General features: G+C 54.7%; 26 protein-coding genes and 1 other RNA gene. 19 read left to right on the forward strand and 8 right to left on the reverse strand.

All coding sequences use genetic code 11. From position 1 onward, the window contains the following. Nucleotides 1-6 precede the first annotated feature (6 nt). From ACTHYN_RS01125 to ACTHYN_RS01140, 4 genes are read right to left on the reverse strand one after another with little or no spacing between them, the layout of a single operon-like run. The gene (locus ACTHYN_RS01125) at nucleotides 7-1,230 is read right to left on the reverse strand and encodes an FAD-dependent monooxygenase (RefSeq protein WP_441810647.1); all 1,224 of its coding nucleotides are present in this window, start codon (nucleotides 1,228-1,230) and stop codon (nucleotides 7-9) included. Then, nucleotides 1,227-2,492 (reverse strand): 2-octaprenyl-6-methoxyphenyl hydroxylase, encoded by a 1,266-nt coding sequence (gene ubiH, locus ACTHYN_RS01130; protein WP_441810648.1) that lies wholly within the window; start codon nucleotides 2,490-2,492, stop codon nucleotides 1,227-1,229. Before ubiH ends, ACTHYN_RS01125 begins: the two co-directional genes overlap by 4 nt. Nucleotides 2,493-2,496: 4 nt before the next feature. After that, entirely contained in the window at nucleotides 2,497-3,816 is a 1,320-nt protein-coding gene (pepP, locus tag ACTHYN_RS01135) for a Xaa-Pro aminopeptidase (protein WP_441810649.1), read from the reverse strand. A 26-nt stretch (nucleotides 3,817-3,842) separates the two neighbouring features. Then, entirely contained in the window at nucleotides 3,843-4,442 is a 600-nt protein-coding gene (locus ACTHYN_RS01140; protein ID WP_441810650.1) for a UPF0149 family protein, read from the reverse strand. Between the two features lie 161 nt (nucleotides 4,443-4,603). Here ACTHYN_RS01140 and ACTHYN_RS01145 point away from each other — a divergent pair, with 161 nt between their 5' ends. The 4 genes from ACTHYN_RS01145 (at nucleotide 4,604) to ACTHYN_RS01160 (ending at nucleotide 5,985) form a co-directional block, all read left to right on the forward strand. Further along, complete coding sequence (locus ACTHYN_RS01145; protein WP_441810651.1) at nucleotides 4,604-4,810, forward strand: TIGR02449 family protein; 207 nt, start codon at nucleotides 4,604-4,606, stop codon at nucleotides 4,808-4,810. Further along, nucleotides 4,810-5,106, forward strand: a complete 297-nt coding sequence (locus ACTHYN_RS01150; protein ID WP_441810652.1) for a cell division protein ZapA — start codon at nucleotides 4,810-4,812, stop codon at nucleotides 5,104-5,106. The genes ACTHYN_RS01145 and ACTHYN_RS01150 overlap by 1 nt, the downstream gene beginning before the upstream one ends. A 61-nt stretch (nucleotides 5,107-5,167) precedes the next feature. Beyond that, nucleotides 5,168-5,348, forward strand: a non-coding RNA gene (ssrS, locus tag ACTHYN_RS01155) — 6S RNA. Between the two features lie 4 nt (nucleotides 5,349-5,352). Next, on the forward strand, nucleotides 5,353-5,985 hold the full coding sequence (locus ACTHYN_RS01160) for a 5-formyltetrahydrofolate cyclo-ligase (protein ID WP_441810653.1): 633 nt from the start codon (nucleotides 5,353-5,355) through the stop codon (nucleotides 5,983-5,985). Nucleotides 5,986-6,009: 24 nt separating this feature from the next. On the opposite strand, the gene ACTHYN_RS01165 is transcribed toward ACTHYN_RS01160, so the two are convergent. Next, a complete protein-coding gene (locus ACTHYN_RS01165) occupies nucleotides 6,010-6,174 on the reverse strand; it encodes a hypothetical protein (protein ID WP_441810654.1) in 165 nt (54 codons plus the stop codon). A 214-nt stretch (nucleotides 6,175-6,388) separates the two neighbouring features. After that, nucleotides 6,389-7,924 (reverse strand): threonine ammonia-lyase, biosynthetic, encoded by a 1,536-nt coding sequence (gene ilvA / locus ACTHYN_RS01170; protein WP_441810655.1) that lies wholly within the window; start codon nucleotides 7,922-7,924, stop codon nucleotides 6,389-6,391. A gap of 135 nt (nucleotides 7,925-8,059) precedes the next feature. Between ilvA and rpiA the strand changes: the two genes are divergently transcribed. The 3 genes from rpiA (at nucleotide 8,060) to ppa (ending at nucleotide 10,754) form a co-directional block, all read left to right on the forward strand. Then, nucleotides 8,060-8,740 (forward strand): ribose-5-phosphate isomerase RpiA, encoded by a 681-nt coding sequence (gene rpiA / locus ACTHYN_RS01175; RefSeq protein ID WP_441810729.1) that lies wholly within the window; start codon nucleotides 8,060-8,062, stop codon nucleotides 8,738-8,740. A gap of 156 nt (nucleotides 8,741-8,896) precedes the next feature. Then, entirely contained in the window at nucleotides 8,897-10,036 is a 1,140-nt protein-coding gene (locus ACTHYN_RS01180; protein ID WP_441810656.1) for an acyl-CoA dehydrogenase family protein, read from the forward strand. A 190-nt stretch (nucleotides 10,037-10,226) separates the two neighbouring features. After that, on the forward strand, nucleotides 10,227-10,754 hold the full coding sequence (gene ppa / locus ACTHYN_RS01185; RefSeq protein WP_441810657.1) for an inorganic diphosphatase: 528 nt from the start codon (nucleotides 10,227-10,229) through the stop codon (nucleotides 10,752-10,754). A 61-nt stretch (nucleotides 10,755-10,815) separates the two neighbouring features. Here the strand turns inward: ppa and ACTHYN_RS01190 are convergent, their stop codons facing one another. Beyond that, the gene (locus ACTHYN_RS01190; protein WP_441810658.1) at nucleotides 10,816-11,868 is read right to left on the reverse strand and encodes a DUF2333 family protein; all 1,053 of its coding nucleotides are present in this window, start codon (nucleotides 11,866-11,868) and stop codon (nucleotides 10,816-10,818) included. Between the two features lie 224 nt (nucleotides 11,869-12,092). Between ACTHYN_RS01190 and ACTHYN_RS01195 the strand changes: the two genes are divergently transcribed. The 12 genes from ACTHYN_RS01195 (at nucleotide 12,093) to ACTHYN_RS01250 (ending at nucleotide 25,449) form a co-directional block, all read left to right on the forward strand. Next, nucleotides 12,093-13,709 (forward strand): diguanylate cyclase, encoded by a 1,617-nt coding sequence (locus ACTHYN_RS01195; protein WP_441810659.1) that lies wholly within the window; start codon nucleotides 12,093-12,095, stop codon nucleotides 13,707-13,709. Between the two features lie 266 nt (nucleotides 13,710-13,975). Further along, nucleotides 13,976-14,416 (forward strand): type II 3-dehydroquinate dehydratase, encoded by a 441-nt coding sequence (gene aroQ, locus ACTHYN_RS01200; RefSeq protein ID WP_441810660.1) that lies wholly within the window; start codon nucleotides 13,976-13,978, stop codon nucleotides 14,414-14,416. 27 nt (nucleotides 14,417-14,443) lie between these two features. Then, entirely contained in the window at nucleotides 14,444-14,908 is a 465-nt protein-coding gene (accB, locus tag ACTHYN_RS01205; protein ID WP_441810661.1) for an acetyl-CoA carboxylase biotin carboxyl carrier protein, read from the forward strand. Nucleotides 14,909-14,926: 18 nt separating this feature from the next. Next, the gene (accC, locus tag ACTHYN_RS01210) at nucleotides 14,927-16,273 is read left to right on the forward strand and encodes an acetyl-CoA carboxylase biotin carboxylase subunit (protein ID WP_441810662.1); all 1,347 of its coding nucleotides are present in this window, start codon (nucleotides 14,927-14,929) and stop codon (nucleotides 16,271-16,273) included. A 28-nt stretch (nucleotides 16,274-16,301) separates the two neighbouring features. Beyond that, complete coding sequence (gene prmA, locus ACTHYN_RS01215; RefSeq protein ID WP_441810663.1) at nucleotides 16,302-17,198, forward strand: 50S ribosomal protein L11 methyltransferase; 897 nt, start codon at nucleotides 16,302-16,304, stop codon at nucleotides 17,196-17,198. Between the two features lie 62 nt (nucleotides 17,199-17,260). Continuing rightward, nucleotides 17,261-18,421, forward strand: coding sequence for a DUF3426 domain-containing protein (locus tag ACTHYN_RS01220; RefSeq protein WP_441810664.1), 1,161 nt, complete (start codon nucleotides 17,261-17,263; stop codon nucleotides 18,419-18,421). Nucleotides 18,422-18,644: 223 nt separating this feature from the next. Then, the gene (gene dusB, locus ACTHYN_RS01225) at nucleotides 18,645-19,643 is read left to right on the forward strand and encodes a tRNA dihydrouridine synthase DusB (protein WP_441810665.1); all 999 of its coding nucleotides are present in this window, start codon (nucleotides 18,645-18,647) and stop codon (nucleotides 19,641-19,643) included. After that, nucleotides 19,640-19,957 carry a DNA-binding transcriptional regulator Fis gene (fis, locus tag ACTHYN_RS01230; protein ID WP_441810666.1) on the forward strand — a complete coding sequence of 106 codons (318 nt, stop codon included), beginning with the start codon at nucleotides 19,640-19,642 and terminating at the stop codon, nucleotides 19,955-19,957. Before dusB ends, fis begins: the two co-directional genes overlap by 4 nt. 85 nt (nucleotides 19,958-20,042) lie before the next feature. After that, complete coding sequence (purH, locus tag ACTHYN_RS01235; protein ID WP_441810667.1) at nucleotides 20,043-21,623, forward strand: bifunctional phosphoribosylaminoimidazolecarboxamide formyltransferase/IMP cyclohydrolase; 1,581 nt, start codon at nucleotides 20,043-20,045, stop codon at nucleotides 21,621-21,623. A gap of 34 nt (nucleotides 21,624-21,657) precedes the next feature. Next, nucleotides 21,658-22,944, forward strand: a complete 1,287-nt coding sequence (gene purD, locus ACTHYN_RS01240) for a phosphoribosylamine--glycine ligase (protein ID WP_441810668.1) — start codon at nucleotides 21,658-21,660, stop codon at nucleotides 22,942-22,944. A gap of 119 nt (nucleotides 22,945-23,063) precedes the next feature. Next, on the forward strand, nucleotides 23,064-23,774 hold the full coding sequence (locus ACTHYN_RS01245; protein ID WP_441810730.1) for an alpha/beta fold hydrolase: 711 nt from the start codon (nucleotides 23,064-23,066) through the stop codon (nucleotides 23,772-23,774). A 103-nt stretch (nucleotides 23,775-23,877) separates the two neighbouring features. After that, complete coding sequence (locus tag ACTHYN_RS01250; RefSeq protein ID WP_441810669.1) at nucleotides 23,878-25,449, forward strand: cation:proton antiporter domain-containing protein; 1,572 nt, start codon at nucleotides 23,878-23,880, stop codon at nucleotides 25,447-25,449. 26 nt (nucleotides 25,450-25,475) lie between these two features. Here ACTHYN_RS01250 and senA read toward each other — a convergent pair whose 3' ends face one another. After that, nucleotides 25,476-26,846 (reverse strand): selenoneine synthase SenA, encoded by a 1,371-nt coding sequence (senA, locus tag ACTHYN_RS01255; protein ID WP_441810670.1) that lies wholly within the window; start codon nucleotides 26,844-26,846, stop codon nucleotides 25,476-25,478. Between the last annotated feature and the right edge of the window lie 53 nt (nucleotides 26,847-26,899).

Raw genomic sequence — 26,899 nt, forward strand, 5'->3', positions numbered from 1 at the left:
AAGTATTTAAATAATAAGCCCCATCGCCTCTGCTGCGATACGGTTTTTTATCGGGCCCCGACCGTCCAACCAACGCATACCTGTGTTTCTGATCCATCTGAGTGGCAACTCATCACGGCCGAAGAGTTGCTTGAAGCCCTCCATGGCGGCCATCATGGTCAGGTTTTCAGCTTTGCGACGGCGCTGATAACGGGCCAGCACAAGCTCGTTGGCAGGGCTCAACCCGCCAGCTCTGGCTTTGGATAACTCGTCCATCAACACCCTGACATCGCCATACCCCAGGTTAGCGCCCTGCCCCGCAAGCGGGTGAATGGTGTGAGCAGCATCGCCCACCAGAACGAAACCGGTTGCGACATAGTCTTTGGCGTGCCGTTGCCGGAGCGGAAAGGCAAAACGCCTGGAAATCATTTCCACAGCACCCAATTCTTGCTCTATCGCCCGCTCAAGCTCCGCGGTAAACGTTGCTTCATCCAGCGCCATCAGACGGCGCGCTTCATCGGTATCCTGCGACCAGACAATGGAGCAAAAAGTTTCATCGCCGTTTTCGGTTGCCAAGGGCAAAAATGCCAACGGCCCGGTTTGCGAAAACCGCTGCCAGGCTGTGTATCTGTGGCTTTGTGCAGTGCGCACGGTGCATACAATGGCCTGCTGGTCGTAATCCCACTCACGAGTGGGTAGCCCGACCCATTGGCGCATGCGGGAGTTGGCGCCATCCGCCGCAACCACAAGCTGTGCAACCAGTTTGCGGCCATCGGCCAACTCAATGCCACGCCGGCCACCATCCAACCAACTACCCGTAACCTGTACGCCATCAATCAGCTCAACATTGCTGACTTCAACCGTTTCAAACAGCGCCCTGACCAGACTGCGATTCTCAACAATAGTCCCCAGGGCGCGGGCTTGAAGTTCGGCGGCTTCAAAATGGATGCGCCCGGTGCCGTCACCATCCCACACAGTCATAGCCTGGTAGGCGCAGTGGCGACCGGCGGCAACACCCTCCCATGCACCCAGGGATTCCAGTAGCTTCTGGCTGGCCATGGAAATTGCGCTGACCCGTGGCTCAAAATCCGCCACGCCTTCAACAGGCTCGGGAACTTTCAACAGAGCGGAACGCTCACTGCCTTCAATCAGGCCAACCCTCCAGCCTTGCTGAGACAGGCCAAGAGCAAGCGCGGTGCCGGTCATGCCGCCCCCCACCACCAGAATGTCGTATACGGTGATATCACTCATATCTGATCGCTCGAAGCAGGCCCATTAATAATTGCACGGCGCCCACCTGTGCCCATGGCTTTGCGAGCAAACAGACGCTTGGCTCCTGGCAATAAATCCAGCCCGATCAACCCGGCGTCCCGCGCTGCCGCCACAGGCGCAAGGGAATGGCCAAAAATACGAATCAACGAATCTGAAAACTGCACGGTTTGCTGCCAATCCGGGCGGTGTAACTGATGATAACGACGCAGTATCTGGAAACTTCCTGCCGACTGGCCTTGTTCTGCAGCTAACCGGAACTGTTCCGCCAGTGTCATCAGCCCTCGCAAGGCCAGATTGAACCCTTGCCCCGCTACCGGATGCAAGGCGTGCGCTGCGTTGCCCACAAGCACAGCGCCTGGCCGTATGGGTTCGTCTACGGTGGTCAGTATGAGCGGGTAGTGACTGCACTCACCGGTATGGGTAAACCGGCCCAGGCGCCAGCCAAACCGCTCCTGAAGCCGCTGGCACTTTTCACTCTGCGTCATGGCCAGAACCTCTTCAAGCTCGCTGTTGCTCAACGTCCACACCAGTGCAGATTGATGGCCCGCACGAAATGGCGACCCATGGGGCAACAACGCCATGGGTCCTGCATCGGTAAAACGCTCATAGGCCGAAAACTCATGACTGTCGCTGGTGGTTACGTTGGCAATCAGCGCATTCTGGTCATAACTGTGATGACTGGCTTGAAACCCGAGCTTTTCCCTGAGCCCGGAGCGCCCACCATCTGCAACAACCAGACACTGAGCAGCAACGGTATTGATCTCATCCTCACTTTTTACTGAAACGCTTACGCCCTGCCCGGTAGGCGTCATGTCAATAACTTCCGCCGGCGCCAACCATTGGGTGTTGGTTTCGAGCAACTCCCGCATCAGGCACAACCCCATCCAGCGGTTGTCCACCACATACCCCAGGGCTTGTTGCTCATACTCTTTGGCGTTAAGGCGGGTGGCCCCGAACCGGCCCCGATCAGACACATGAATGTGCTGGATAGGTGTTGCATACTCCGATAACCGCGACCAAAGACCGAGCTCTTCGAAAATGAGCCGCGAGCCCCACGCCAGTGCGGTGGAGCGGGCGTCATAGCTTGGCTGATAAGAATCTGGCAATGCATCCGCAGATAGTGGAAACGCCTCAACCACCGTCACTTTCAAGCCTGGCGCGACTCTGGCAAGAGTCAGTGCCAGCGTTGCCCCCGCCAGCCCACCGCCGGCAATAATTACATCGGTATCGGAGTGTTTCACAGGCTCATTCCGCCATCAGTGCTTCGATCTCTTCAATGGTTTTCGGCACATCGCTGGTCAGCACGCGGCAGCCCTCTTTCGTGACCACCACGTCGTCTTCAATACGAATGCCAATGCCACGCCACTTCTCATCCACATCGGTATTGCCCGGCGAAATATACAGCCCAGGCTCAACGGTAAGTGTCATGCCCGGCTCAAGTTGCCGCCAGGCGTCGCCTACTTTGTAGTCGCCTACATCATGTACATCCAGGCCCAGCCAATGGCCGGTGCGGTGCATGAAAAAGGGTTTGAAAGCCTGGCTGGCAATGGCGTCCTCAACCGTGCCAGACAACAAACCCAGTTCGATCAAGCCGCCGGTCAGAACTTTCAAGGCCGCCTGATGCGGGTGATCCCAGTGATTACCCGGGCGAACAGCCTCAATAGCCGCGTACTGGGCAGCCAATACAACTTCATAGACTGCTCTTTGCTCCGGGCTGAAGGTGCCGTTAACCGGGAAGGTGCGGGTAATGTCTGAGGCATAGCATTCCACTTCGCAGCCGGCATCAATGAGCACCAGATCACCGTCTTTCAGCGGTGCAGAATTCTCGATGTAATGCAGAATACAGCCATTGGCACCACTACCAACAATGGATGGATACGCCGTGGAAGGCGCGCCATGATCCATGAAAGTATAAATCAGCTCAGCCTCAAGATTGTATTCGTTGCCGCCTTTGCGCGCTCGCTTCATAGCGCGACAGTGAGCCTGGGCACTGATTTTACCGGCGCGGGCCATGGCGTTGATCTCGCTGGCGCTTTTATAAAGCCTGAGATCGTGCAAAAAGTGCTCAAGTGATACAAACTCGCCCGGCGGATGCGCGCCACTTCTCACCTTGCTGCGAATCACCTTAACCCAGTCCATCACCCGGGTATCAAAACCCTGATCTTTTCCCAGCGGGTAATAGACCCGGCTGCGACCTTCAATCATGCCCGGCAGGATGTCATCGATATCAGATACCGGAAACGCGTCATCCAGGCCGTACCGCTCGATCGCACCCTCTGGCCCCATTAAAAAACCATCCCAAAGCTCTTTTTCGGGGTTTCTCTCTTTGCAGAACAACACCGACTCACCGTGCTCCCGACCCGGGATCAGTGCCAGCACCGCCTCGGGCTCGCCAAAGCCTGTCAGATACTGGAAGTCGCTATCCTGGCGGAACGGATGCAGTACATCCCTATTGCGAACATGTTCGGGTGCCGCAGGTATAATGGCAATGCTGTCTGGCGCCATGCGCTCCATCAGCTTGCGACGGCGCTCGGCGAATTCTTTGACGGGTATAATGGACGACATAGGTTCTCCCGCAGAGTGTGAGATGCTCAGTGCAATGTTGACGTTTGTGGGGCTGGTTTTTCCGGAGGGTTAAATTCGGTGAAAACAGCCAAAGCACCCAGCCGGATATATTCAACTATTTCCAGCAGCTGCTGCTCGCCTTCGTCACCCGGTTCCTGATCTTCAGACACCTGGCTGATAGCCACCATATCTTCCATCAGCTCACGAATCTCGTCCGGTGCCTGTCCGAGGGATTCCCCGGCAGACAGGGCCATGCCTTCGAGAAAACCGCGCACCCAGGCCACCAGCGCTTCCAGCCGCTGGTCAATAACATAATCATCGTCGGGCAACAGAGGGTGGAAGCTCATATCGTCTGATTTCAGCGAAGCCAGCGTCTGCTCATACGCCTCGCTCATAAATCTGGCCAAGTCTGCGCTGTCTTCCAGGGTGCTCTCAGGCAAACCCATGTGTTCACAGACCGTGTACTTCCACTCGGGCTCCTCCAGGCGGGCGCCTGCTGCCAGGCGACCACAAAGGGCCCCGTGGAGTTCGGAGGGGTGGCTATAGGCCTTGTGGGTGGCAAAAACATTCGCCCAACGCTCGAATTCAACGGCGTATGCCGCGCCGGAAGTGTCGGTTTCTGACATGAGCCAAGACAATCCTGTGTTATGGAAATAGACCACTATGCTAACATCCGGGCGCACTCAAAACACTGTGCTGTGAACTTATGACACCCCTGTAAATTGACCGTTCTGGCGCGCACACTTATAGTTAGTCGCAATTACCTTCAACCTATGCTGGGCACGTCATGGAACAGTCCGAAGTACAAGCATTAGCGGACAAGCTGGACAGGCTGATCGAACACTGTCAGAAACTGGAGCAGAACAACGCTACTCTGAAGCAGTTGCAGGATGACTGGAACCGGGAGCGGGCCCAGCTTATGCAAAAAAATGATCTTGCTAAAAACAAGATCGAAGCAATGATCGGCCGCCTTCGGGCACTGGAGCACCACTGATGTCTACGCAACCCACCACTGTTGAGGTGAAAATTCTCGATAAGGAGTACTTGGTCGCCTGCCCCGAAGAAGAGCAGGAAGCCCTTATCCGGGCAGCCAGACACCTGGACAGCAAAATGCGTGAAATACGTACCAGTGGCAAAGTGTTCGGAACCGAGCGCATCGCAGTCATGGCGGCATTGAACATGACCCACGAACTGCTTGAGCGGGACACCATGTCCGACGCCACCAGCACCCTTCTCAAGGCCATGGACAGCAAGTTGGAAGATGCCCTGGGAGAGCCTTCCAACCATTGATTCCGGATGGATTCAGCAATAGGTGTTGCAATCGGCCCCGGGTCTGGCCCTATAATGAATCTACTTCTTGGGCTGTTCGCTGGTCGGATTCGTCCTCGAGCCGATGCGCTTTACCCAGGTGGCTACTCTAGGGCATTGTGAGCACGTCCCCGTTAAGGGGAAAGCCTAATATGTCACAGCGGCCACCGACCTTGAACTCTGGGTTCAAGGGCCACATCCGATAACGGCAGCTCGGGAAGCTTTATTTTGAGCAAGTTCATCGACTCATCCTCTTCTGAAACCGATTTATCCTCTTTTTCGCGCCGCGAACTACGCAAGCACCTGCGTGCGCTCAGGCGTGCGTTGTCCCAACGGGAACAGGAGCAAGCCTCTGCAACCCTTGCCTTGAACCTGCTAAAGCATCCGGATTTGTACAGAGCCAAACACATAGCCATTTACCTGCCCAACGATGGCGAAATTGACCCGCACCCCTTCATGGCTATGGCCCGGCGCAAAGGCATTCACTTCTACTTGCCCGTGCTGCACCCGATACATCCGGGCAAGCTGGTATTCAGCCCCTATTACGACGGTGTTGAGCTCGTCGCCAACCGGTTCGGCATTCCAGAGCCTGCCTTTAGCAAAGGGCTAAAACGCCCCGCCTGGGCGTTAGACGCGGTGTTGTTCCCCCTGGTGGGGTTTGATGTAAGTGGTGGAAGACTGGGAATGGGAGGAGGCTTTTACGACCGAACGTTTGCGTTCAGTCGATTACGACCAAGGCTAGCCCCAAAGCTGATCGGCCTGGCTCACGATTGTCAGAAAGTCGGGGCCTTACCGATTGAACCCTGGGACGTACCATTGCATAGCATTGCAACAGACAGGCAGATTTACCGGGTAAAATAGCAGAACTGCGTTACCTGGGCAGTGTTACCTGGGGAGTGGAGCCAAGACCAGTTGGGCACCACCCACTGCGCCTTCCGTCACGGCCGCTGACTTGTCTTCTGACGCCTGAAGTGAAGTAAACCCCGTAATCACAAGGCCGACAGCAAAAATCAGTACGATTGCCCGGATAATGTCAGGCTTGCCACCCATGACGCGAATTCCTGTTCTGAATAAAATTAAACTTGCAGTAAATCAGCTAGCTGTTCTTGCCTTCAAGAATTGCAATGAAGACTAACACGCATCCCGGATTTTACAATTTTTAACAGATTAAGATTCAGTAAGAAATACAGACAGGAAAGCTCAGAAGGGTTAGAACAGAAATCAGCCCGGACGCTAAAACACCCGGGCCGACGTGATTCACAAACTAGAGTGCCTTGCCGTTACCTGCCCCGAGGAAGAGCTGGTAGGCCTCGTTATCAGTCATGTTTTCATAGCGAAAGCCCACTTTTTCAAGCATGGCTTCAAAAGCCTTTACCTCATCATCCTCCACCTGAGCGCCCAGCAGCACCCGGCTGTATGCCGCACCGTGATTGCGGTAGTGAAACATGGAAATATTCCAGCGCGTACCCAGCGACATTAAAAACTTCAGCAGGGCGCCGGGACGTTCCGGAAACTCGAACTGGAATACCTTCTCATTGGTAATCGTGGGCGCGTGCCCGCCTACCATGTGGCGTATGTGTTGTTTGGCCATATCACTATCGGTTAAATCGACAACCGAATAGCCGTTCTCACGGAGATCCTGCACCAACTCGTCCCGGCCAAGGCCGCCCGCCGGCACCTGTATGCCGACAAAAATGACAGCTTGAGTGGCTCCTGCGTAGCGGTAGTTAAACTCCGTGATACTGCGTTTGTGCAGAGCATTGATGAAGGTTTTGAAAGCCCCGGGTTTTTCGGGAATAGTCACCGCGAGAATGGCTTCGCGTCTCTCGCCTATTTCTGTGCGCTCAGAAACATACCGCAACCGGTCAAAGTTCATATTGGCGCCACTCAGGGTGGCCACCAGGTTCTCGTTTTCTATCTTTTCCCGCTCAACATATTTCTTGATACCGGCAACACCCAGGGCACCAGCAGGTTCGGAAATTGAGCGTGTATCTTCGAAAATATCCTTGATAGCGGCACAAATCTCGTCGGTCGAGACAGTGATCACTTCGTCCACATGATCCTTACAGATCTCCCAGGGGTGCTCACCGATCTGTTTTACGGCAACGCCATCGGCAAACAGCCCGACTTCATCCAGAGTAACCCGCTCGCCCGCTTTCAAAGCAGCTTGCAGGCAGTTGGAGTCTTCCGGTTCAACGCCAATCACCTTGATTTCAGGCCGCAGATATTTGATGTAGGCCGCCATGCCCGCAATCAGGCCGCCCCCACCTACACAAATAAACACCGCGTGGATCGGCTTGCTGAATTGCGACAGCACCTCCATGGCAACAGTGCCCTGCCCGGCGATCACGTCCGGGTCATCGTAGGGAGGGATATAGGTGTAGCCATGCTTTTCAATCAACTCATGCGCATGGGTGGCTGCCTCATCAAATGCATCACCTTTCAGAACAACACGGGCGCCATGCCCCCGCACCGAGCGCACCTTGATCTCCGGCGTGGTCTGCGGCATCACAATGACAGCCTTGATACCTAAATTTTTGGCTGCCAGCGCCACACCCTGGGCATGATTGCCGGCAGAGGCACAGATTACACCCTTGGCTTTTTGCTCTTCCGACAGCTGTGCTATCCGGTTATACGCACCGCGAATCTTGAAGGAGAACACCGGCTGAAGATCTTCGCGCTTAAGCATAATGCTGTTGCCAAAGCGCTTGGACAGGCTACGGGCTTCAGTTAACGGCGTTTCAATGGCGACGTCATAGACGCGCGCATCGAGAATCTTCTTGATGTAGCGTTGCGGCATGATGGTTCCGATTGCTGTTGAATGGTCGAGGAAAACGGACAGTGTAGAAAGTTTGCACGGCAGCCGTCTATAAGCAGGTCGCCCTTAGGCGTTATAATGGCGCAGAACCCACACGATTTTCACCCGGAGCGCCCCATGACCCAGGACGAACTCAAGAAAGCCGTTGCCAAGGCTGCAGTGGATTACATATCACCACGCCTGGAACGTGACAGCATTATTGGCGTTGGCACAGGAAGTACGGCTAATTTCTTCATCGAGTTGCTCGCAGACCTGAAAACAGAGTTCGATGGCGCCGTAGCCAGTTCCGAAGCGACTGCGGAGCGCTTAAAGAGCCACGGCATTCCAGTTTACGACCTGAACAGCGCCGGAGAGCTGGAGTTTTATGTAGATGGTGCTGATGAAACCAACGAAAACCTTGAACTTATAAAAGGCGGTGGTGGCGCGCTCACCCGCGAAAAAATTGTGGCAGAGGTGGCCAGGACCTTTATCTGCATCGCTGATGAATCCAAAAAAGTAGACATTTTGGGCGACTTCCCTTTGCCGGTCGAAGTGCTTCCCATGGCACGCAGCCATGTGGGACGTGAAATTGTAAAGCTGGGCGGCGACCCGGTCTATCGAGACGGTTTCACAACCGACAACGGCAACATTATTCTGGATATATACAATATGGATATTTCCCGCCCGATCCATATTGAGGAAAGATTGAACAACATTGTGGGCGTTGTAACCAATGGACTGTTCGCCCGCCGCCCGGCTGATTTGCTACTACTAGGCACCAAGACCGGCGTTGAGAGCATTTACCGAAAAGGCGGGTGAGCCCGTCGGTTTTCCAACCGTATCCAGACAACACCCAACAAAAGACTGGCATAACAGGCCGGTTTTTATGTCTCGTCGCCGATAAACCAAGCGCTTGCTTGGTGCACGATATTGCGAGACACTGCTCTCAATGTCTACAAAAAAGGTGCTTTGATCGTGTCTGATTACTTCAACGAGACCCATGAACAAGTACGCATGACCGCGCGTAAATTCATCACCACCCACGTACTCCCCCACATTGATGAATGGGAGGAGGCCGGCGAGTTTCCCCGCGAGATTTTCAAAAAAGCGGGCGATGCCGGCATTCTCGCCGCTGGTTTCCCGGAAGCTTTGGGTGGCATGGGTGAAGGCGATGTGTTCCTGAAAGTGGCTGTTTCCGAAGAGCTGATGCGCTCTACTTCGGGCGGTTTTGTCGCCAGCCTGGGTTCTCTCGACATTGGCCTGCCCCCGGTTGCGAAGTGGGCGAAGAAAGCGGTTCGTGAAAAAATTGTACCGTCAGTGTTGAGCGGCGACAAAATCTCTGCGCTGGCCATTACCGAACCTGGCGGCGGCTCCGACGTAGCCAACCTGAAAACCCGTGCCGTGAAAGACGGGGATCACTACATCGTGAACGGCAGCAAAACTTTCATTACCAGCGGCACCCGCGCGGATCATTACACGGTTGCGGTACGCACCGGCGGCGAGGGCCACGGCGGCATCAGCCTGCTGCTAGTTGACCGCGACATGCCCGGCTTCTCTAACAGCACCAAGCTGCGCAAAATGGGCTGGTGGGCCAGCGACACCGCGGAGCTTTTCTTCGACGACTGCCGAGTTCCTGCTGATCGCCTGATCGGCGCAGAGAACGCCGGTTTTATTGCCATCATGAGCAACTTCCTGTCAGAGCGGCTGATGCTCTCCATCATGGCCTACATGACAGCTCAGCTGGCCTATGAAGCTGCTCTGGAATACACCCAACAACGCAAGGCCTTTGGCCGCAACATTGCAGGCTTTCAGGTAACCCGTCACAAGCTGGTAGACATGGCGACCCAGATCGACATTGCCCGCGAGTACACCTACCGTTGCGCGGATCTTATGCAAAAGGGCAAGAACCCGATCAAACAGGTAGCCATGGCGAAGAATTTCTCTGTGGAGGTTTGTGAAAACGTCACCCGTGAAGCCGTGCAGCTTTTCGGCGGCATGGGTTTTATGCGCGAATCAGTGGTTGACCGGCTGTACCGGGACGCAAAAATACTGTCCATTGGTGGGGGAACCACCGAAATCATGAAAGAGCTGATAGCCAAGCAGATTAAGCTTTAAACAACCCCTCTTTACTCCGGGGTGGCACTCACCAAGGGGTAGAGAGCAAACCGCTCCCCTTTGCAAGCCACCTTTTCGCCAGACATTACCAACGTTTAGTTTCGAACTGCGTGCGAGTTACGTATAATTGCGCGCACAAATTTTAACCGCAGTATTACGCACACTCGAGACCTACCAGAAAGGATCGCACATGCAATTCGATAACATCCCCGCTGGCAAAAACCCGCCAGAAGATATTTACGTTGCCATTGAAATCCCCGCCTACAGCTCACCGGTCAAGTACGAACTGGACAAGGATATGGGTGCGCTGCTGGTAGACCGCTTCATGGCCACCCCCATGTTCTATCCGGCAAACTACGGGTTTATCCCCCACACTCTGGCTGACGACGGCGACCCAATCGATGTGCTGGTTGTTACCCCTCATCCGGTTGAGCCAGGCTCCATTATCCGGTGCCGGCCAGTGGGCGTGCTGAACATGGAAGACGAAGCCGGTGGTGACGTTAAACTACTTGCTGTGCCGCACGGCAAACTGACTACGGCCTACGATCACGTCAAAGAACTCGAAGATCTGCCGGTTATGCTGCGTGACCAGATCAAACACTTCTTTGAGAACTATAAAACCCTGGAACCAGGCAAGTGGGTAAAAGTAGAGGGCTGGGGCAGCGCCGATGAGGCCAGAAAAGCGATTGCAGATTCAATCAAGGCCTACGCCAACTGATCTGCCTTGAACATAAAAAAACCGGGCCTGGCCCGGTTTTTTTATGCCTGAACGAACACCCTCAGCCCCGGGATAGCAGGTCCCGCATATCGCTGATCGCCGCACTGGCGCGGGAGAGATAGGCAGCCATTGTCAGTGAGTGGTTGGCCAGAACACCGAACCCGCTGCCATTCAGGATAACCGGGCTCCACATCTCGCCTTCGGCACCTTCCAGCTCGATGATCACCTGCTTCACGCTGGCCATAGCATTTTTATCCTGAAGCACCTTACGAAAATCCACTTCGACCGCGCGGAAGATATGCAGCAACGCCCAGGCACTGCCGCGGGCTTCGTAAAACACATCGTCTACTTTCGTCCAGTCAGTTTTGATTTCCGTCCCACCGGTTTCTTCATTCAGTGGGTTGTCTGCATCAACGTTAGCCACCGCCTCTGATACCGAAGCCTTACCAACACTCTCACCCAGCGTGCGCGAAAGACTGCCCAGACGGGTTTCCAGATCGCCCAGCCAGTTGTTCAGGTTGTCAGCTCGGGCAAAGAACTGGGCATTGGCCTGTTCAGGGCTGGAAAGACGGTTAAGATAGCGCTTGAGCGCTTTGATACCACGGCGATACTCTTTTTCTGTAGAAGGGATTGCCCTGCTTCCACTGTCAAAGTGGAATTGCGGCTCGGCAATGATCAAATCCGGGTCTTCTGCAGACTGACTCTGGGAACGACTGATGTCCTTGCGCATAGCGCGGGAAAGATCACGCAACTGCACCAGCGCACCGTATTCCCACCTCGGCACATTGTCCATCCACAGGCCGGGAGGAAAAACATCATTGGCAATATAGCCGCCAGGCTTGTCCAGAAGGGTTTCCGCTATACGGATCATTGTGACGGTTGTCGCAAAACCGGTTATTGGTTCCCGCTGCATTTCGTTGGCAACGGTGCGGGTGTGTTCACGCACCGAGAAGGAGTCCGGCTCACTGCTCCAGTATATGCCCAACACGACTGTTACCAGCAAATAGACCAGAAGAACAATGATTACAAACTTGCCAATTACACCGCTGTTGCCGGAGTAATCCTGTACATCTTCTTTTTTGTCTCGGAAATACTGTCTGATTTTACCTGGCATATTACGTAAAGCCCCTTGTCTGTATATTGACTGTGCAAACGGTCTGTATGGATCCTAACCTATGGCGCGCTCTATATACACACCGCAGAATTCACAAACATTTACACGGTGCAACCTACGCCGGCAACTCAAAACACTATAGACTCCGAAAACAGACTAAAGTTGGGAAAATCGTCCACACCGTAAAGGACGGCCCATAATGAAAAAAGACAGGCCGGAGCATAATGAGCGACCCAAGCCAGCAAGAAAAACTCAGGCAGCATTTTGCACGCCGGGTTACAACCCAGGCACGGGTTGTTCTGGATACATGGCAGAAGATTCATGGCAATAGCGATTCGTTTACCGCGCATCGTGAGGAGTTTACAGCAGCCACCGATAAACTGGTTCGGTACGCACACAGATTCGAGATGGCTGACCATGCTGCAGCAGGCGGCAAAATTCTGGAACTACTCCGGAATCATCCGGCCAACACCGCCCTGGACGTTCACTCCGAGCGCCAACTACAGGACGCCGCTGATGCGCTTGCGCGCAGCACTCTACGGCGAACTGATCAAAATGATACCGAGACGCCACATCAGTTCCGGCGCACACCGGTATATATCGCACTCGAGAACGAAGAGATGGCGAACCGACTTATCCGTCAGCTGGAATTTTTCGGGTTTCGCGCATCAGCTTTCAATTCTGCCAAAGAGCTTACCGAGGCCTGCGCCCTGCACAAGCCTGAAACCATTTTGATGGATGTGAACTTTGGCGGAAGCCAGCATGCCGGCATTGCTACCATAGAGCGCTTACAGGCGCGGCATGACACCCCGGTACCGATTATCTTCATGAGCGACGAAGACGGATCTATCCAGACTCGCCTGCGCGCTTCTCGTTGCGGCGGCGAAGAGTTTTTCTACCCGGCGGTAGATCCGGGGCAGTTGATCGAAAAAATCGAAACCTACACTCACGGAAACACCGTTGAGCCTTACCGGGTGTTGGTGCTGGATGACTCCAGAGCCCAGGCAAAATTTATGGAAACGGTTCTGAAAAAGGCGGGCATGACCGCATATATCATTACCGACCCCATGGAAATCATCCACGCACTGGACATGTTTTCCCCGGAAATTATCATTCTCGACATGTACATGCCAGGCTGCACGGGCATGGAAATCGCCCGGGTAATCCGCCAGCAAGACCGGTTCCACAGCGTGCCGATCATATACCTTTCAGCGGAAGAAGACGTGTCCAAGCAGCTACACGCCATGAGCCTGGGCGGTGATGATTTTCTAACCAAACCCATCGACCCCAAACATCTGATCGCAACACTCCATAACCGGGGCCGTCGTGCTCGATCGCTACTGGCGCTGATGATTCGTGACAGCCTCACAGGGCTGTATAACCATACCCACACACTGCACTTGCTGGACCAGGAAATTGTCAGGGCCAGGCAAAAAAATCAGCCCCTGTGCTTTGCGATGCTCGATATCGACTACTTCAAAAAGGTAAACGACACGTTCGGCCACCCCATTGGCGACCGTGTGCTTCGCAGCCTTTCAATGTTTCTCAAACAGCGTTTGCGCAAAACCGATCATATTGGCCGTTATGGCGGCGAAGAGTTTGCCATTATTCTTCCCGACACCCGGCCCACCGATGCCCGCAATGTTCTCAATGAAATTCGCGAGCGCTTCTCCGAACTCCAGCAACCAGCGGGCGACAGGGAATTCAACGTCACCTTTAGCTGCGGCGTGGCTGCCTGGAATAACAATGCCTCCCAAACCCTGTGTGAGAACGCCGATCGCGCGCTGTACGCCTCTAAAGAACACGGCCGCAACTGCGTCATACTTGCTGACACCTGGTGAACAGGCAAAGCCAGCCGGGCAGCCTTCCAAAGCTGCCCGTATGAAACCATCGTCGTATAGAAGTCACCTCCATCGTTAACGACAATGATCGCTTTCCGTGAAACTGATTTCTTTTCTGTTCGACGTATTCATTTCGTCACAATCAGCGGACAACAGATAACATTGTCAAAAAGTGTTGATCTGAAGAAAAAAAGCCCACAGGATGGGTAGAAAATGCCGATATTTTCGGCGATCCTGTTATTAAAATTATAAAGGCAGACGCAATCATGTCTACAATCCTGGTACTCCATGGCCCTAACCTGAACATGCTCGGAACCCGCGAGCCAGAGGTTTATGGCCGCGAGACGCTGGCAGACATTGATAAGCAGCTGCAAGAAAGTGCACTGAAACACGGCCATCACCTGCTGCACCTGCAATCAAATGCCGAATATGAATTGATCGACCGGATTCACGAAGCCCGCGTTGAAGGCGTAGATTTCATGATCATCAACCCTGCCGCGTTCACGCATACCAGCGTTGCCCTGCGGGACGCCATAACGGCTTCAGAGATACCCTTTATAGAAGTACATCTTTCCAACGTGTATGCGCGGGAAGCCTTTCGCCATCACTCGTATTTTTCCGATATCGCCGAAGGCGTTATTTGCGGATTAGGCAGCCAGGGGTATGAACTCGCTCTTCAGGCAGCCATCAAACGAATTCACCGATAGACCTGACAAAACGGGACTGGATTGACTATGGATATTCGCAAAGTTAAAAAACTGATCGAACTGCTCGAAGAGTCGGACGTCGAAGAACTTGAGATTCACGAAGGGGACGATTCTGTGCGCATCTCCCGCCGTCGTGAACAAGCGGCCGGCGCCCAGTACATCAGCCATTATGCTCCACCGCCTGTGCCGCAATCTGCTCAGGCACCCGAAACCCCGGGGCCAGTTCAGGAAGACAGCTCTCAGCAGGCTATCCGGAACGGGCACGCCCTTCTTTCTCCCATGGTCGGAACCTTCTACCGGGCGCCTTCTCCCACGTCAAAGGTATTTGTTGAGGTGGGCCAATCGGTTAAAGCCGGCGAGGTTGTCTGCATCGTTGAGGCCATGAAAATGATGAACCAGATTGAAGCCGACAAGAGTGGTACGGTCGCAGAAATTCTGGTTGAGAATGGTCAGCCCGTAGAGTTTGACCAACCGCTGTTAATCATTTCCTGAACCCGGTGATAGCTACTCATGGCCATGTTAGAAAAAGTTCTGATCGCAAACCGGGGTGAAATAGCCCTTCGGATCCTGCGCGCATGCAAAGAACTCGGCATCAAGACTGTTGCGGTTCATTCACAGGTTGATCGCGACCTGATGCACGTGCGTCTGGCTGATGAATCCGTCTGTATCGGCCCCAATAGCCCGTTGGAAAGCTACCTCAACATTCCAACTATCATCAGCGCGGCGGAAGTAACCGATTCCGTGGGCATCCACCCCGGCTACGGGTTCCTCGCCGAGAATGCCGATTTTGCTGAACAGGTTGAAAAAAGTGGTTTCCGTTTCATCGGCCCGCGGGCCGAAACTATTCGCTTGATGGGCAACAAGGTTTCTGCCATTAATGCCATGATTCGCGCTGGCGTGCCTACGGTGCCTGGCTCAGACGGCCCGCTAACAGATGATGACGAACGCACCCTGCAGATAGCCCGCAGAATTGGCTACCCGGTTATGATCAAAGCTGCGTCCGGGGGCGGTGGTCGCGGTATGCAGGTGGTGCATTCCGAAGCGGCACTGCTCAAGGCGGTGCAAATTACCCAGTCCGAAGCCAAAAATGCCTTTGGCGATGCCACGGTGTACCTGGAGAAATTCCTGGAAACGCCGCGCCACGTGGAAATTCAGATACTGGCCGACATGCATGGCAACTGCATCCACCTGGGTGACCGCGACTGCTCCATGCAGCGCCGCAATCAGAAGGTAATCGAAGAAGCCCCGGCGCCGAACATCGACCCGGAGGCACGGGAACGCACCCTGAAAGCCTGCGTGGACGCCTGTAAGGAAATTGGCTATGTCGGTGCCGGTACTTTCGAGTTTCTGTACCAGGACGGCGAGTTCTTTTTCATCGAAATGAACACCCGCGTGCAGGTGGAGCACCCGGTATCCGAGATGGTCACCGGCGTGGATATTGTTCGCGAGCAGCTTCGCATTGCGAGTGGCCTGCCACTGCAATATACCCAGGACGAAATCCACATCTCTGGCCATGCCATGGAGTGCCGTATTAACGCGGAAGACCCTGCCACTTTTGTGCCCAGCCCGGGTAAAGTGACGCACTTCCACCCACCGGGCGGTAACGGTGTTCGTGTCGATTCGCACCTTTACAGTGGCTACACGGTGCCTCCGTTTTATGACTCACTCATTGCAAAACTGATCACCTGGGGCGACGATCGCCAGGTTGCTCGCCGGCGCATGAAGATCGCTCTGGACGAGATGCTGGTAGAAGGAATTAAAACCAACCAGCCTCTGCACCGAAAACTGGTGCGCGATGGTGGCTTTAAAACGGTAGACTTCACCATTCATTACCTCGAGAAACTGATGCGGGACTGAGATCCTGCCTCACATTGCAGGAAAATCTATGCCCTGGATACAACTTCAGATTCCAGCTGATCCCGATACTGCGGATCAGCTTGAGGATCTACTTATGGAGATTGGCGCTGATGCCGTCTCCATGGAAGACGCCGCAGACCAGCCGCTCTACGAGCCAGACCCGGGCACCACCCCCCTGTGGAGCCAGACGACGGTAACAGGACTGTTTCAGTCAGACCGGGATATCGACCAACTGTGCAGCGATGTGCGCAATGCCTGGCACCAACAAACCCAGCAGGATCTCGCAGACATAGACGTCACCCTGGTTGAAGACAAAGACTGGGAGCGAGCCTGGATGGACGATTTTCACCCGCTGCAATTCGGCGAACGCCTGTGGATTGTTCCCAGTTGGACCGACGCGCCCGATTCGGATGCAGCAAACCTGATGCTCGACCCCGGGCTGGCCTTCGGAACCGGCACTCATCCCACCACAGCCCTGTGCCTGGAGTGGCTCGATGGCAAAGACGTTACCGGCAAGCAGGTGACTGACTATGGTTGCGGCTCGGGTATCCTTGGCCTGGCGGCGCTGTTATTGGGTGCCAACCACGTGGTTGGCGTAGACACTGATTCTCAGGCTCTGGAAGCCAGCCGCGAGAACGCACGCCGTAATGGTGTGGACCAGGCCAGGCTTGACCTTTATCTACCCAAAGACGAGCCCGACACCAAAGCGGATGTCATGCTGGCGAACATCCTCGCGCAGCCCCTGATTGGTTTGGCTCCTCATCTGGCGTCACTCACAAAACCGGGAGGCGATTTGGTGCTTTCGGGTATCCTGTCTTATCAGTCCCGAGAGGTGATGGCTGCCTATGAGCCCTGGTTTATTATGGACGAGCCGGAACAGCGTGAAGAATGGATACGCCTCACAGGGCGACGTAACGACAGATGACGAAGCCTGTCTTAACAACTAAACTGCCTAACTCGTAGTTCAGTCGCTTTCAGGAACGAAGCATGACCCAGAGTAGCCTGCAAACCCAGTGCCCCAAATGTCGTACCCGCTTTCGGGTGACCGATGAGCAGCTTGGCATTGCCAAGGGCAAAGTACGCTGTGGGCACTGCATGGATGTCTTCAATGCCGTAGAACACCAGGTGGCCACCGGTAGTAGCGGTGACTCACCGAAAACGCCCCCTGGCGCAGACAGCAAAGCGACAGAGCAGAGCGCCGCGCCTGAAAGCTCTACCACCAGCTTTACCAGTGACACCACAGAAGACGAATTCCTTTTTGCGGATAATCCCGAAGAAGACGCTGAAGAAGATCGCTACGCCGGCACAAAACTGACATTCTCCGATGATGAGCTAAGCGATAGCTTTCGCAGCTTCGACGATACGGATTCATCCACGCAGGATGAGACCGACGAAGAGCATGAAGAGAAAATTGATGAAAGCTGGGCCGAAGCGATGCTCCGGGAAGACAGCGCTTCTGAAAAAGTCACTCACACACCAGAACCGGAGCCAGAGCCCGAAACAACACAGGAACCGCCTTCCGAGCCCGTCAACAACAGCTCAGCCGCACCTGTAAACGAAGAAAAAGAAAGTCCTCTGGAGCAGCAAGAAGAGCCCTTCTCGGCAAGCGCTCCATTTGACGATCTCAGGCACGACCCGGTATCTGTTGGCAGTGGCAATAAAAGCTGGCTGCGCACTCTCGTGTGGTCGTTCATTGTACTTGGACTGATAGGTGTACTGGTTGCGCAAGTGACCTGGTTTCAGTTTGACCGGTTGTCTGCTGTACCGGAACTTCGACCATTCTATGAAAAAGGTTGTGAATTGGCAGGTTGTGAGCTGGCCCCTCTGATCAATGTTGAGGCCATTCAAAGCCGCAAGCTGGTCGTTCGCACAGACCCGGAAAACCGGAATCAATTGGTGGTTGATGCTGTCATCATTAATCGGGCAGACTTTCAACAGCCTTTCCCGGCCATCGCACTGACCTTCTCCAATCTGAACGGAGACGTTGTCGCCCAGAGCATTTTCACTCCGTCGGAATACCTGGCCGGCGACGCAGGTGAGCTGGATATCATGCCAGTGGAAACACCCGTGCGCATTGCCATAAATATCCGCGACCCAGGCCGGGACGCCGTAAATTACAACATTATCTTTCGCCCCTACGCGCCCTGAAGCAGGCTGCAGATGATCTCCCGGCAGCCCTTCCAGCTTTCAACCGTAGAGCAAAAGTCAACCAAAAAGAGCGAAAAATAATCAGTTTTTTCGCGCCTTTGCCCCTTCAATCACGGTGGCCTCAGCGGTATCATTAGCGCCCCTCGGAACTGACATCGGTTATTTATTAAACAACCGTTCCAGTCCGACTTTTGCTTAACCTGCTGTGATACGGATTCAAACCATGTTGCCAACGGCAAAAATCGGGCCGTACACGCTGCCCAATCCGCTGATTGTTGCACCCATGGCAGGTGTGACAGACCGCCCTTTCCGGCTTCTCTGTCGCAGGATGGGTGCCGGACTGGCCGTGTCGGAAATGGTCATCGCAGACAGCAAACTCTGGCATACGCGCAAATCTAAAACCCGTATGGATCACGCCGGGGAACCAGAACCAAGATCTGTACAAATTGCCGGCGGCGATCCTGACATGCTGGCCAACGCGGCTCGGCTTAATGCGGAGTCTGGTGCTCAAATTGTCGACATTAATATGGGCTGCCCGGCAAAAAAAGTGTGCAACAAAGCGGCTGGCTCCGCGCTGATGAAAGATGAAGGGCTGGTCAGAGACATACTGGAAGCAGTCGTCTGTGCCGTTGATATCCCTGTAACGCTGAAAATGCGCACCGGCTGGGATCAAGACAACCGTAACGCACTCACCATTGCACGTATGGCAGAAGATCTAGGCATTCAGGCACTGGCAATTCATGGCCGTACCCGCACCGATAAATACAACGGCGACGCAGAGTACGACACTATTGCCGACGTAAAATCCCGAGTGGGTATCCCGGTTTTCGCCAACGGTGATATTACGTCACCGGAGAAAGCCCGCCGGGTTTTGCAACACACCCGTGCAGATGGCCTGCTCATCGGCCGTGCAGCGCAAGGCAGCCCATGGATTTTCAGAGAAATTCTGCACTTCCTTGAGACCGGCGAACATCTGCAGGCGCCATCCCTGAATGAAGTAGAGCGCATTTTAAGCGAACACTTAACTGCCCTGCACCGTTTTTACGGAGAGCACATGGGCGTGCGCATTGCCAGAAAACACGTGGGCTGGTACATGCAGTCCCACGATCCCGGCAAACAGTTCCGTAAATGCTTCAATGCGATCAACGATGCAATGGAGCAAAAACAGAGTATTCAACAGTATTTTTCAGGCTTACGAAATGGAGAGGTATTCGCAGCATGACCGCTGAAACTTTGGCAAACAACACGCTTAACACCCCGGCCAACGATGATAATCACCAGTTACAAACGGTGAACAGCAGCGGCACCACCGTTACCCTGCGCGATCACGTTGAGGTGGCCCTGAAAAACTACATTGCCCAGCTTGACGGTGCTCCGGTTACCGAGGTGTACCAACTAGTGCTATCTGAAGTGGAAGCGCCACTACTGGAGCAGGTAATGAAGTACACCCGGAACAACCAGACCAAAGCATCCACCATGCTTGGCCTGAATCGCGGAACCCTGCGCAAAAAGTTAAAGCAGTACGGCCTGCTATAATCGACACACCCTGACCTGAAAGGGGCCTCCCGGATACCCTTCGCGAGGCCCTTGTTCGTTCACCCCAAGTGAAGAATGTGACCCCATGGCAAACCAGGCTAATACCTCCGTCCGTCGCGCATTGATTAGCGTGAGTGATAAATCCGGCATCGTCGAGTTCGGCCGTGCCCTCACCGACCGCGGCATTGAACTGCTCTCCACTGGCGGCACCTTTCGTCTGCTTAAAGAAAACAGTGTTCCTGTTACCGAGGTGTCTGATCACACCGGGTTTCCTGAAATGATGGACGGCCGGGTAAAAACCCTGCACCCGAAAATTCACGGTGGCATTCTGGGCCGCCGGGGCACAGACGATGTCATTATGGGCGAACACGGTATCGACCCCATTGATATGGTAGTGGTCAACCTTTATCCCTTTGAATCCACCGTTGCCAACCCCGACTGCGATCTCGCCACCGCCATCGAAAACATCGATATCGGCGGCCCCACCATGGTTCGCGCGGCGGCCAAGAACCATAACGACGTGGCCATAGTGGTTAATGCCTCAGATTACAGCCGGGTGCTGAAAGAGCTGGACGATAACGACAGCCAGCTAACCCACAGCACGCGTTTTGATCTGGCCGTAAAGGCTTTTGAGCATACGGCAGGGTATGACGGTGCTATTGCCAACTACCTGGGCGGTCGCACAGCCGGTAACGAAAACGCCGATTTCCCACGCACCTTCAATAGCCAATACGTGAAAGTGCAGGACATGCGTTACGGCGAAAACCCGCACCAGCGCGCGGCTTTTTATGCGGAGCGCAACCCGAAAGAAGCCAGTGTTGCCACAGCAAAACAGCTTCAGGGTAAAGAGTTGTCTTACAACAACGTGGCAGATACAGACGCGGCGCTGGAATGTGTGAAGCCGTTTGCAGACCCGGCCTGCGTGATCGTTAAGCACGCGAACCCCTGCGGTGTCGCGATCGGTGCCGATATCCTCCAGGCTTATGATCTGGCCTTTGCCACCGACCCCACATCTTCGTTTGGTGGCATCATTGCCTTCAACCGCGAACTGGACGCCGCAACAGCCAAGGCCATAATTGACCGCCAGTTTGTAGAGGTGATTATTGCGCCCACCATCGCCCCTGAAGCCATCGAGCTTGTCAGCGCCAAAAAGAATGTACGTCTGTTGGCCTGCGGCAATCTGGCTGGCGAACGCGCCCAGAGCATGGACTACAAGCGAGTCACCGGAGGGCTGCTGGTTCAGGATCGCGACCTGGGCATGGTAGCCATGGACGACGTAAAAGTCGTGACGACCCGCCAGCCAACGGAGCACGAACTGAACGATCTGTTATTTGCGTGGGAAGTGGCAAAGTACGTTAAATCCAATGCCATCGTTTATGCCAGGTCAGGCCGCACTATTGGTGTTGGCGCAGGCCAGATGAGCCGCGTATACAGCGCCAGAATCGCCGGTATCAAAGCCGCTGATGAAGACCTGGAAGTAAAAGGATCAGTTATGGCCTCTGATGCCTTCTTCCCGTTCCGGGATGGCATCGATGCGGCAGCCGAAGCTGGCATTACCGCCGTTATCCAGCCAGGTGGCTCCATGCGGGATCAGGAAGTAATTGATGCCGCCAATGAGCATGGCATAGCCATGGTATTCACTGGCATGCGCCACTTCCGGCACTGAGACAACACCTTATTAAAGTACAGGGCAACGAGATATGAATATTCTGGTAATCGGCAGCGGTGGGCGCGAGCACGCACTGGCCTGGAAAGCGGCCCAGTCTCCGGATGCAGATACGGTTTTTGTCGCACCCGGCAACGCCGGTACCGCCCATGAACCGGGCGTAAAAAACGTTGACATTGATGTGCTTGATTTGGAAGGTTTGGCCACATTTGCCGCCAACAACAACGTTGGCTTAACCATTGTAGGGCCAGAGGCACCATTGGTGGCCGGCATTGTAGATCTCTTCGAAGAACGCGGCCTGCGCGTATTCGGCCCTAGCGCCAGCGCAGCACAACTGGAAGGCTCTAAAGCGTTTACCAAGGATTTCCTGGCCCGCCAGAATATTCCCTCTGCCAGCTACGGCAACTTCACAGACGTAGACGAAGCCCTGGCTTATGTTCGCAAGCAAGGCGCACCCATTGTTGTGAAAGCTGACGGCCTGGCCGCCGGCAAAGGCGTGATTGTTGCCATGACTCTTGCAGAAGCCGAAGACGCCATACGTGACATGCTTGCCGGCAATACTTTTGGCGATGCCGGCAGCCGCGTGGTGGTTGAAGAATTTCTCGACGGCGAGGAAGCCAGCTTTATTGTCATGGTAGATGGCGACAATGTTCTGCCCATGGCCACCTCCCAGGATCATAAGCGGGTAGGAGATGGCGATACCGGCCCCAACACCGGCGGCATGGGAGCCTATTCTCCAGCGCCAGTGGTCACCGCCGATGTGAACCAGCGCATCATGGAGGAAGTCATCTACCCAACCGTGCGCGGTATGGCTGCCGAAGGCTTGCCATACAAAGGTTTCCTGTATGCCGGCTTGATGATCGACACCGCTGGTGCGCCCAAGGTTATCGAATTCAACTGCCGTTTTGGCGACCCGGAAACCCAGCCTATCCTGCTGCGCATGCAATCCGATATTGTAGAACTCTGCCAGGCTGCCATTGATGGCAAGCTGGATCAGTGCAGCTCTGAGTGGGACGAGCGCGCAGCCGTGGGCATTGTACTGGCTGCTGGAGGCTACCCGGGCAGCTACAGTAAAGGCGATGTTATCTCAGGCCTGCCGGAAGCAGACACAGACGGCGAGAAAGCATTCCATGCCGGCACCAGACTTGATAATGGCAAGGCCGTTACCAACGGTGGCCGGGTGCTTTGTGCAACGGCGCTTGGCAACACCGTAACTGAGGCACAGCACCGGGCTTACCGGCTGGCCGAAAAAATCCAGTGGGACGGCATGTTCTACCGGAACGACATTGCTTACCGGGCCATTGCCCGGGAAAGGTCGTAGCGCCGCCCTGCAAGTTACAGCCCGGCCAATGACCGGGCTTTTTTTTGCGGTAATCTGGTCAGATTCGCCCAATTTGAGTGTTACCCGAACTGCCAGGAGCCATTAAAAATGCTCAAGACATCCCGCTTTACTGTCGTTTTGCTTCTCGTGTCCATTTTTCTTGTAAGCGCCTGTTCCCGGGCCACGGCCAGAGCAGCAAGCCGCTGGACCTGGGCTACACACTGCAAGAACAGACCAACCATGTAGCCCGTATTCTTTCGGCTTTGAATATCAGCGAAATGCACCTGATGGGCAACTCCATGGGCGGCGGTATTACGGCCCTTTACGCAGCCACCTACCCGGAACAGGTAAAAACCGCTGTGTTGTTCGATCCTGCCGGTATTCTCGAGTATGAAAACGAAATGGTTGATATGGTGCTCGCCGGAGACAACCCACTCATACCGTCAAAGCCTGGCGATTTCGAGCGCCTGATGGATTTTGCACTGGAGGAAAAGCCGTTTGTTCCCTGGCCAATTATGGGGGTTATGGAGGAACAGGCTCTGGCCAATCAGGAAGTAAATGAAGTGATTTTCGACGCTATCAAAGAAGCCGGTTTCGAGTCATATTTTCGCAACACGGTTAAACAGATCAGGACGCCGGTGCTCATCGTGTGGGGAAAGGAAGATCGCATACTCGATTATCGCAACGGCGAAGCGTTCCGCAAAGCCATCCCCGGCTCACAGCTGGAAATATTGCCAGGCATTGGCCATGCTCCCATGATAGAAACGCCAGAAGAGTCAGCCCGGCTGTTCCGGGAGTTTGCCAAACCCCGCACGTCAAACGCGGGATAACGCAGGCTGGCTGAGAGGTACTCCCTGTTATCAGCTTCAACGACCGGGGAAAACAAGGTAGCCTTACACGGAATATTATCCGTTTTCCCTGAAAGAACCTCTCATGCCTGAAGCTATCTGGATTTCCTTTGCATTCGGTCTAGGCCTTATAATCAAAGCCGTTGGTCTGCCACCACTCATTGGCTACCTGGCGGCGGGCTTTGTACTCAGCGGCCTTGCCGCTGTCCCGTCTATCGGCATTTCGGCTGAACCCACCTCGGTGCTGGCGCACATCGCGCATCTGGGCGTGCTGTTGATGCTGTTTACTGTGGGCCTGAAACTCAAGCTCAAGTCGGTTATCAGCCCCGAAGTCATCGGCGGCAGCCTTCTCCACTTTGCCATTACCTGCTTTGTGTTTACGCCGGGGATTTACCTGCTGCTGGATATTACCTGGTACGTCGCCTTTATGCTGGCGGTGGCCCTTTCCTTCTCATCCACGGTGCTTGCCGCAAAGGTACTGGAAAACAAACGCGAACTGAGAGCGTTCCACGGCCGGGTGTCCATTGGTATCCTGATCATGCAGGACTTGATTGCCCTGGTGGTGATGAGTTTAGCTGCGGGCCAGACACCTTCAGAATGGGCGTTGATTATATTTGGCCTGCCCCTGTTGCGGCCGCTGTTGTTCAAGCTACTGGATGCCAGTGGCCACGATGAGCTACTGGTGCTTTTGGGCCTGTTATTGGCGTTGGTGCTTGGCGGTATGGGGTTTGAAACCGTCGGGCTGAGCTCAGAGCTGGGCGCGCTGATATTCGGTGCCATTCTGGCAAACCATCCCCGAAGCCAGGAGCTGGCCAAATCCCTGTGGAGTGTAAAAGAGATCTTTCTGGTTGGCTTCTTTTTGCAAATCGGCATAGGCGGCCTGCCGGATACCAGCGCCATTGTTTTTGCGATAGTTGCGGCGCTGGTGCTACCGCTGAAAGGCATTTTGTTCTTCTTCCTGATGCTGCTGTTCCGCCTACGGGCCCGCAGTGGCTTTTTGACTGCGCTTTCGCTCACCAATTACAGTGAGTTCGGGTTAATTGTCGCTAGCATTGCTCTGCCTGAATGGCTGGTTCCTCTGGCGATCACGGTTGCTCTGTCATTTCTGATTTCCGCGCCCTTGAACCGGTTTGCTCACCCCCTCTATGAATGGCTTAGCCATCGTCTCGCCCCCTTCGAGAGCAAGCAAAGGCACCCGGATGAACAGCCGATTTCCCTGGGTGAGACGCGGGTTCTGGTAATGGGCATGGGGCGTACCGGCACGTCTGCCTACGATTGGCTGCAGGCAACAGAGCCACACCTGATGGCGTTAGACTCTGACCCCGCAAAAGTCGCAAGACACCAGCGTGAGGGAAGAACCGTGATCTATGCAGACGCAGAAGACAACACCTTCTGGGAGAGCCTTCACATGCCGGCACTGGAGGCCGTCATTCTGGCCATGAGTGATATCGAAGCCAAACTGATTGCTGCGCGCATGCTGCGAAAACTGGGGTTTACCGGCTATATCGTTGCACACACCATGTACCCGGACGAGGCCACGCATATTCAGGAAGCAGGTGCGGATGATGCCTACCTGACCATGAGCGAGACCGGCGTGGCGCTGGCCAGCCATCTGCTGGATCGGTCGTCCGCAAACAAACCGGAACTGGCGTCATAAGCCGTGAGGTAGCCTGTTACCTCAGACTATTCTGCTGGCAAAGCGCATGTCCGAAAACCAGTGTACACGTCATTCCGTTGGGGCAGGTATGCCTGGCGGTATGTACCCCGAATCAGACACGACGAGGTAGCACAGCTGCCTCCCCGGCTGACCTTATGGTCGCCAAACTGAAGCGTGGACATGAACGGATACATGTCTTTGCGAAAGCCGTCATAAGGGAAAAACTGGCTGCTGGTCCATTCCCACACTGTACCGATCATTTGCCGACAGCCAAATCGACTGTCTCCCGCCGGGTAATCAGTCACCGGATTCTGCGCCATACCGGTTGCGCTCATATCAGCGTGAACAGCATCAGGCTGCTCATTACCCCACGGATACCGCTGAAAAGGCTCTCCCGGCCGGTTACCCAGTGCCGCCACCTCCCATTCCTGCTCGGTGGGCAGGCGCCGTCCTGCCCAGTGGCAATAGGCTTCTGCCTCCCAATAGCTAATGTGGGTTACAGGCGCCTCGAGGGGCAATGGCTGCCATTGATCAAAGAGCTTTTCCTGCCACTGGCTGTCTTGCTTTCGCCAGTAAACAGGGTGTCTGGGGGGCATAAGCACAGGCTTCGCCTGCCCCTGCACTAATGCCATGTCGATATCTGTTCGCAGCCATTTCTGACCACCAAACGACCACAGTTCCGGTTTTTGATAGCCACCGTCTTCTACAAACGCCCTAAACTGGCGGTTACTGACCAGGCACCGGGAAATGGCAAATTCATTCAGCCTCACTGTATAGCGGGGCTTCTCCGCGTCGAATGCAAAGTCTTCGGTTGCATACTGATCCGAGTCGCCCGGCATACCGATCAGCCAGTCGCCCGCAGGCACAACGGCATCGCCTTCTAACGAGCTGTCCTGTGATTCGGGCGGAGCCGGGCGCTCGCAACCGGCCCCTGGCGGGGGGGCCAAACCCACTGTCTGTCGGCACCACACCAGTGATTCAATATGCATATTCTGGTGATAAATGGCATAGCGATACAGATACAAATCTTGGTCTGTCAGAGGCTTACGCTCGATACGGCCAGCTATCTTGTCATATACATGATCAAAATAGGCCAAGGTCTTTGCAAGGCCGGGAAACAAGTCTCTGCGCCAACGGTCCTGGTGATCGATATGAAACGAATCCCACAAATCGTCCATGGAAGGATCAAAGCTGGCATCGCCATCCAGCAGGTTGAACACAAACACTTCATAGAAAAAAGCAGCATGCCCCATTTCCCAAAGTGGCGGGTTCACCCCCGGGTGGTAAGGCACCTCAAGCTGTGGCTCTCTTAACGAGGTGATGAGCTGCCGCGTGCGTTTGCGCGTTAAAGCAAGCTCCGCCAGCAACTCGGCCTTTTGCATCCGCTCTGCCTTCATCTTGGTTCCTCAAGCTAGGTTTACTTTCAAGGGATCAGTATGCAGACCCGCAT

Origin of the sequence: Marinobacter sp., from assembly GCF_052091845.1 — a bacterium.
Lineage (GTDB): Bacteria > Pseudomonadota > Gammaproteobacteria > Pseudomonadales > Oleiphilaceae > Marinobacter.